Genomic DNA, 5,509 nt, shown 5'->3' with positions numbered 1-5,509 from the left:
AGGTTTCCTCCGAGATATAGATTTTGTTTGGTAGCATTATTATATCAGAAACCTATGTGTCATTTTTTATAGGTGTTGCACTTGTATTGTAAATTCGCCGGCGAAACACAGATATGAATTTAAGAAGCAACTGGTATCAGAATACTTGGACAATCAGGGAAGCTACGCTTCCATTTCACAAAAACATGGCATGTCGAGCAGTTGCCAGTTAAAAACGTGGGTTGCTGCCTACAAAAAATTGGGGGATAATGGGTTAAAACGATCTCGATCCCGGAAAGAATACTCTTTCGAAGAAAAGCTTTCTGTGGTAGAGTCTTACTTAACAAGCGAACTCTCGTATCAGGAACTGGCTCTTCAAATGGGAATCAACAATCCGTCAATGCTTGCCAGATGGGTAAATGACTTTAAAATAGCTGGGCCGGATGCGTTAAGACCGCACAGGAAAGGCAGGAAAAAGACATTGAGTACATCGCAATCAAAAGAAACAGAAGCACAAGTTCAGCATACGGAGGTTGACACCCGCGCAGAGCACGTCAAGGAATTAGAGGATGAACTGCTCAAACTCCGTATAGAGAATGCCGTTTTAAAAGAACTGAGGAGACTGCGGTTAGAGGACGAAGCAAAACGGAGAGGGTTGCGAACGTTATCTTCAGTCTCCGAGGACAATTCAAACTAAAAGATCTTCTCTCCTACACTCATTTGCCGAAAGCCACCTACATGTACTGGCAGAAACGCATGGGCCGCAAAAATCCGGACAAAGAATTAGAAGATACCATACAGGAACTCTGCAAACAGCATACCACCTATGGCTATCGGCGAATCACGGGTGAGCTTACCCATCAGGGATGGTGCGTGAACAAGAAGAAAGTGCAGCGTATCATGCAAAAGCTAAGCCTTCAGGTCACTTGTTTTACGCGCAAGAGCCGCAGATACAGCTCTTACAAAGGGAAGGTGGGAACCATCGCTCCCAATAGAATACGCCGTCGCTTTCACACGACGGTTCCCCATCAGAAAATCACAACAGATACGACAGAATTTAAATACTATGAATTGGATGCCCAGGGGCATCTGACGCAGCATAAGCTGTATCTGGATCCCTTTCTGGATCTGTTCAATGGAGAAATCATCAGCTATAGAATAGGGAACCGTCCTTCTGCTGAAAATATATTAGCAGCACAGGCAGAAGCCATCGACATCACCGCGGATTGCCCGTATCGCAGAACCTTCCATTCCGATCAGGGTTGGGCGTACCAAATGAAGGCATACGTCCGCAAGCTCAAGCAAGAACGGATTTTTCAAAGCATGTCCCGGAAAGGCAACTGTCTGGATAATGCGGTGATGGAGAACTTCTTCGGCTTACTGAAACAAGAAATGTACTACGGCGTCGTGTATTATAGCTACGAAGAATTGAAATCAGCCATCGAACAGTATATCAAGTACTATAACGAACAACGAATCAAAGAAAAACTAGGCTGGAAGAGTCCTGTCCAATACAGGCGGTCTCTATCCGCTGCATAAAAAAGTAACGAGATAGCAAAAACTACCTCGTTACTAAAGTCTAACTTTTTGGGGTCACATCACTAATTGGGTTAGCTTATTTTTTATTGGAATATATTAGAGGAAAAAGTAGGAATATTTTTTAGTAGTATTGCTGGCTCATATTATATTCGCGAACGGCCTGATTATATTTTTCTACGGCTTCCTGCTGAGCTTCTTGGATGCGGCGGATATCGTTATTGCCATTTTCTATATATTCCTGCACATCGCGGCGCATTCGATCCAATTCATAAGAACTCATATTGTAGGTGCTGTAATAGGGGCTAAATTCCGGATAAGAACCTAAAGAAAGATTGCTTCCGCCCACTACAAATGCGAAAGACGAAAAAGATGCAGTAGTCGTGATGCATAATGCGCTTAAGATAATCTTTTTTAACATAGAAAGCACTCCTTTTTAAAAATATGATTATAACTTTAAGTCGATGGTATTTTGCATTTCGTAAATTAAAAATGATATAATAATAAAAAGAGGTGAATTTTATGGAAGAAATGATAGATAAGATGGATGCGGCTATTAAAATTGCTTTAAATAATTCCTTACAAAAGTTAGAAGATAAATTTGACGCAGACGTAATTTTTTTCTTTGGCGAAATCCGATATGGTTCTGAATCTGGCTACAGGACATTCATAGAGCATTTGCAAGAAGAAAAAGACAAACATGACCGGTTAGTAATTTTCCTGAATACTCCTGGTGGAGTTGTAGAAGCTGTTGAAAAATTTGATAATATTAACAGACATTTTTATGAAGAAGTATTTTTTGTAGTTCCTGATGCGGCAATGTCAGCAGGTACCGTTTTTTGTTTATCTGGCGATAAAATTTATATGGACTATTCATCTTCTTTAGGACCGATAGACCCGCAAGTATTTAATGGGAAGCAATATGTCCCGGCATTAGGGTACTTAGATAAGGTAAATGAAATGATTGCTAAATCAACAAATAGAGGTTTGTTAAGTCAAGCTGAACTGGTGTTTTTGCAGCAACAAGATATTGCCTTTTTACGTGCATGTGAGCAGCAAAGAGATTTGACAATTGATTTAATACAAGAATGGTTGGTTAAATATAAATTTAAAAACTGGAATACACATTCTGATGGAAGGCCAGTAACAAAAGAAGATAAAAGGCAGCGAGCAAAAGAAATTGCCAGCAAATTAGGTGATAATAAAGTCTGGTTGTCTCATGGCCGGTGTATTGATATTAAAAAATTAAAAGAAATGAAATTAGAAATTGACGACTATTCAGAAGATAAAGAATTAAAGAAATTGATTAGAGACTACAATAATTTGATTATAAGTTATATTTCAAGATTTAGATACCAATTCTTTTTACATTCAAGAAATTATTTTTAATTTTGGGGGTACTCACGATGAGGCTGGAATTGATACAAGAAATATTGAAAAATCAGCAAAGTAAAGAAGAGGATGAAGTTTTTGCAACGACTAATTTCATGCTCAATGATTTACGTGAAAAAGGAATTTGCAGTGAACCATCTTACCCAGAAAAAGATTTTGATGGTATATTTCAGCAGAAAAGTAATTTAGTAATAGGCTAATCCTAATTGGGTTAGCTTATTTTTTATTGGAATATATTAGAGGAAAAAGTAGGAATATTTTTTAGTAGTAAGGAGAAAGTCCCGAAGGATACGAATATGAGCTTGAGGCATAATTGATATCAAGAGATAAGCTTTGAATAGCAGAATTTAATTGAGAAATATCTGATTGCATAAAGTCAATAGACGATTCAACAGAAGAAAGACGAAGTTCTAAATCGTCGACATCAGAATCTAATCGGTAAAATTTACTATTCACTTCATCAATACGATAGCTTACACTGGAAACGTCAACGGCATCTAACTCTCTGGATAGTTTAGTAATTTGCCATTGCTGATAGCCAATAATAAGGAAAAGAATTACAAAAGCAAGCATTAAAATCGTTTTTTGTTTTTGAGTCATGGAAAGCCTCCAAGTAAAAATAATTTATATGAACTATTATTAGTATTGGATACCTATATCCTATAAAAATAAAAATTTCCGATAGACCATATCATACTATTGGCTGGAACGAAATAAGCAGATTCATTTACTGAATGGGTGTCTAGAGTATTTCCATAAGAGTCGTAAGTAGCTACATTTATTAATTTTGCTTTCATTTCCTGTTTGGTAAAATCGTAGAAAAAAATATATGTTCCACAATAAATATTATTATCTTCAAAAGATTCAACGATGGCATTTCCTTGGATAGCATAATAGGGTGGATCGTATCGTAAAATCTTAAAAGCTTTACCATTGACATAGTATGACCTATCAATACTGGAAGATAATTTACAATATGTAGATGAATCGCTTAAAAAGGATGCATTAGAAAAATATGTTGGGAAAATAATAAATAATAATAGTAAAATTATTTTTTGCATGAGATTATTTCCTCCTAAACGCCCACTACGTTTTTCCATGGGAATGCCGCAGTGAGGACAAAGCGGCGGTGATATAGGATAGGGGTATTTACTCGGCATAAAATCACCTACCAAAGAGTTCTATTCTTTAAGCGGTTAAAATAATCAATTGTTTTAGGAGTAAATTCAATAGAAACAAAACCATTTGCATATGAGGCTAGTTCATAAGGTTGGTAAATTAAATAAAGTTTACCGTTACCTTTTAGATAATAATCGGGCGAAATTCTTTTTACTTTGCCCCAAGCAGAAATTATTTTATTATTAGAATTGTACATCGGGAAAAAGCCTGTGCTGATCGCATTGTTCAGTTGTGCAACGTTGTCAATTTTTAAGAAATGGGATAAAGGAATTTTGTTTCCAGTCATCTTATCATAAACGAGACCATAACAATGATCTATGCTATGTGCGCCTCCCATATAAGTAAATCGCATAAGTATGACAGATATAACTGAATCATCTTCATAGGGGATAGAATATTTTAATTTTTCACTATATGAATAACCACCATAATAAGATGATTTAGCTTTTTCAACATACGAAGCAATATCTGAATTTATTTGATTTTGGGCTTGTTGATTTGATGTATAAATTAATGGATACGATAGAGATAAGTTAGTATCGTGTTGATAGCCAGGTACAACGGTAGCAAAACTAGTTGAAGAAATTAGAATACAGAATGAAAGGAATAGAAGAAATTGTCTAATCATGAGATAGATCCTTTCTGAAATCAACAATAATTAAATGGCCTCGTCATTCCTTGTGTGGGGATTAACAATTTTATATTGTACGTCAATGACGGCATCTACCGTTGCTTTTACCTCAGGAGTTAAGCATCGGTAGTTTTTTTATTAGGTCCTATTCTTTTGTGCAGATAATCTTGCTTCATACAATCTTGCACCAATTCAGCATTAATTATTTCACGTTGGCTCATTTATTCACTTCCTTTTGGAAGAATGATGAAATGGCATTTTATATGCTTGCATGAATGTTAAGCTTGCGGCTAAATATCCAGGACTAAAATCTTTTAAATAGACTGCATTATAAGACTTTGAAAGCATTCCGCCTTTACCAAGATTGCCGTTTTCATCACATTCAAACATGCCGATTACTTGCCAGGAAATAATTTGTGAATTATAGTCATAAAAATAGATATTAACTGTTTTGAGGCCAGCATGTAATTCGTAGTCAAAACTATATCTATCTACTTGTATGGCATAGTATGGTGGATCATAACGAATGACTTTAACTGAGTTAAGATCTAAGTAGGATTTAAACCGAATAGACGAATCGTAACAAAGAAAACGATCTGGATAATTATCAAAATAATTTGCAAAGGAAAAATTTAATGGGCAAATAATTAAGAAAAAGATTAAGAAAATTTTTTTTGCTTTCATGCCATCGCCTCCTCAGAATTTTTTGAGCCTGTGAAAAAATCTCTGTAAACATAGATCTTCTATGATACTTGGTAAGCTGAAAGCGAATTTGAGAACTTTCAGCTCATG

8 protein-coding genes are annotated in these 5,509 nt (G+C 35.9%); 3 read left to right on the top strand and 5 right to left on the bottom strand.

The annotated features are described in order from the left end of the window. Positions 1-85 precede the first annotated feature (85 nt). A protein-coding gene (locus OCV58_RS12040) for an IS3 family transposase (protein WP_154877994.1) occupies positions 86-1,518 on the top strand; the annotation gives its coding sequence in 2 pieces (ribosomal slippage) (positions 86-665 and positions 665-1,518; 1,434 coding nt in all). A 121-nt stretch (positions 1,519-1,639) separates the two neighbouring features. Here the strand turns inward: OCV58_RS12040 and OCV58_RS12035 are convergent. Beyond that, positions 1,640-1,936, bottom strand: coding sequence for a hypothetical protein (locus OCV58_RS12035; protein WP_154877993.1), 297 nt, complete (start codon positions 1,934-1,936; stop codon positions 1,640-1,642). Positions 1,937-2,037: 101 nt separating this feature from the next. Between OCV58_RS12035 and OCV58_RS12030 the strand changes: the two genes are divergently transcribed. Both OCV58_RS12030 and OCV58_RS12025 read left to right on the top strand, forming a co-directional pair. Continuing rightward, positions 2,038-2,904 (top strand): SDH family Clp fold serine proteinase, encoded by an 867-nt coding sequence (locus OCV58_RS12030; RefSeq protein WP_267312926.1) that lies wholly within the window; start codon positions 2,038-2,040, stop codon positions 2,902-2,904. Between the two features lie 17 nt (positions 2,905-2,921). Next, on the top strand, positions 2,922-3,107 hold the full coding sequence (locus OCV58_RS12025) for a hypothetical protein (protein WP_154877992.1): 186 nt from the start codon (positions 2,922-2,924) through the stop codon (positions 3,105-3,107). A gap of 61 nt (positions 3,108-3,168) precedes the next feature. Here OCV58_RS12025 and OCV58_RS12020 read toward each other — a convergent pair whose 3' ends face one another. The 4 genes from OCV58_RS12020 to OCV58_RS12005 all read right to left on the bottom strand — a co-directional run bounded on the left by OCV58_RS12020 (position 3,169) and on the right by OCV58_RS12005 (position 5,401). Continuing rightward, entirely contained in the window at positions 3,169-3,507 is a 339-nt protein-coding gene (locus OCV58_RS12020) for a hypothetical protein (RefSeq protein ID WP_154877991.1), read from the bottom strand. Positions 3,508-3,560: 53 nt separating this feature from the next. Continuing rightward, a complete protein-coding gene (locus tag OCV58_RS12015; RefSeq protein ID WP_267312925.1) occupies positions 3,561-3,968 on the bottom strand; it encodes a hypothetical protein in 408 nt (135 codons plus the stop codon). Positions 3,969-4,075: 107 nt separating this feature from the next. Next, the gene (locus OCV58_RS12010) at positions 4,076-4,714 is read right to left on the bottom strand and encodes a PdaC/SigV domain-containing protein (protein ID WP_154877989.1); all 639 of its coding nucleotides are present in this window, start codon (positions 4,712-4,714) and stop codon (positions 4,076-4,078) included. A 228-nt stretch (positions 4,715-4,942) separates the two neighbouring features. Then, complete coding sequence (locus OCV58_RS12005; protein WP_154877988.1) at positions 4,943-5,401, bottom strand: hypothetical protein; 459 nt, start codon at positions 5,399-5,401, stop codon at positions 4,943-4,945. Positions 5,402-5,509 lie beyond the last annotated feature (108 nt).

Origin of the sequence: Megasphaera stantonii (genome assembly GCF_025567065.1) — a bacterium.
Taxonomy (GTDB): Bacteria; Bacillota; Negativicutes; order Veillonellales; family Megasphaeraceae; genus Megasphaera; species Megasphaera stantonii.
This window is presented reverse-complemented; position numbering and strand designations above follow the sequence as displayed.

What these genes read in the sequence shown, in the direction of transcription:
- OCV58_RS12035 (WP_154877993.1), bottom strand. Translation starts at nt 1,936, where the DNA reads ATGTTAAAAAAGATTATCTTAAGCGCATTATGCATCACGACTACTGCA.
- OCV58_RS12030 (WP_267312926.1), top strand. Translation starts at nt 2,038, where the DNA reads ATGGAAGAAATGATAGATAAGATGGATGCGGCTATTAAAATTGCTTTA.
- OCV58_RS12025 (WP_154877992.1), top strand. Translation starts at nt 2,922, where the DNA reads ATGAGGCTGGAATTGATACAAGAAATATTGAAAAATCAGCAAAGTAAA.
- OCV58_RS12020 (WP_154877991.1), bottom strand. Translation starts at nt 3,507, where the DNA reads ATGACTCAAAAACAAAAAACGATTTTAATGCTTGCTTTTGTAATTCTT.
- OCV58_RS12015 (WP_267312925.1), bottom strand. Translation starts at nt 3,968, where the DNA reads ATGCAAAAAATAATTTTACTATTATTATTTATTATTTTCCCAACATAT.
- OCV58_RS12010 (WP_154877989.1), bottom strand. Translation starts at nt 4,714, where the DNA reads ATGATTAGACAATTTCTTCTATTCCTTTCATTCTGTATTCTAATTTCT.
- OCV58_RS12005 (WP_154877988.1), bottom strand. Translation starts at nt 5,401, where the DNA reads ATGAAAGCAAAAAAAATTTTCTTAATCTTTTTCTTAATTATTTGCCCA.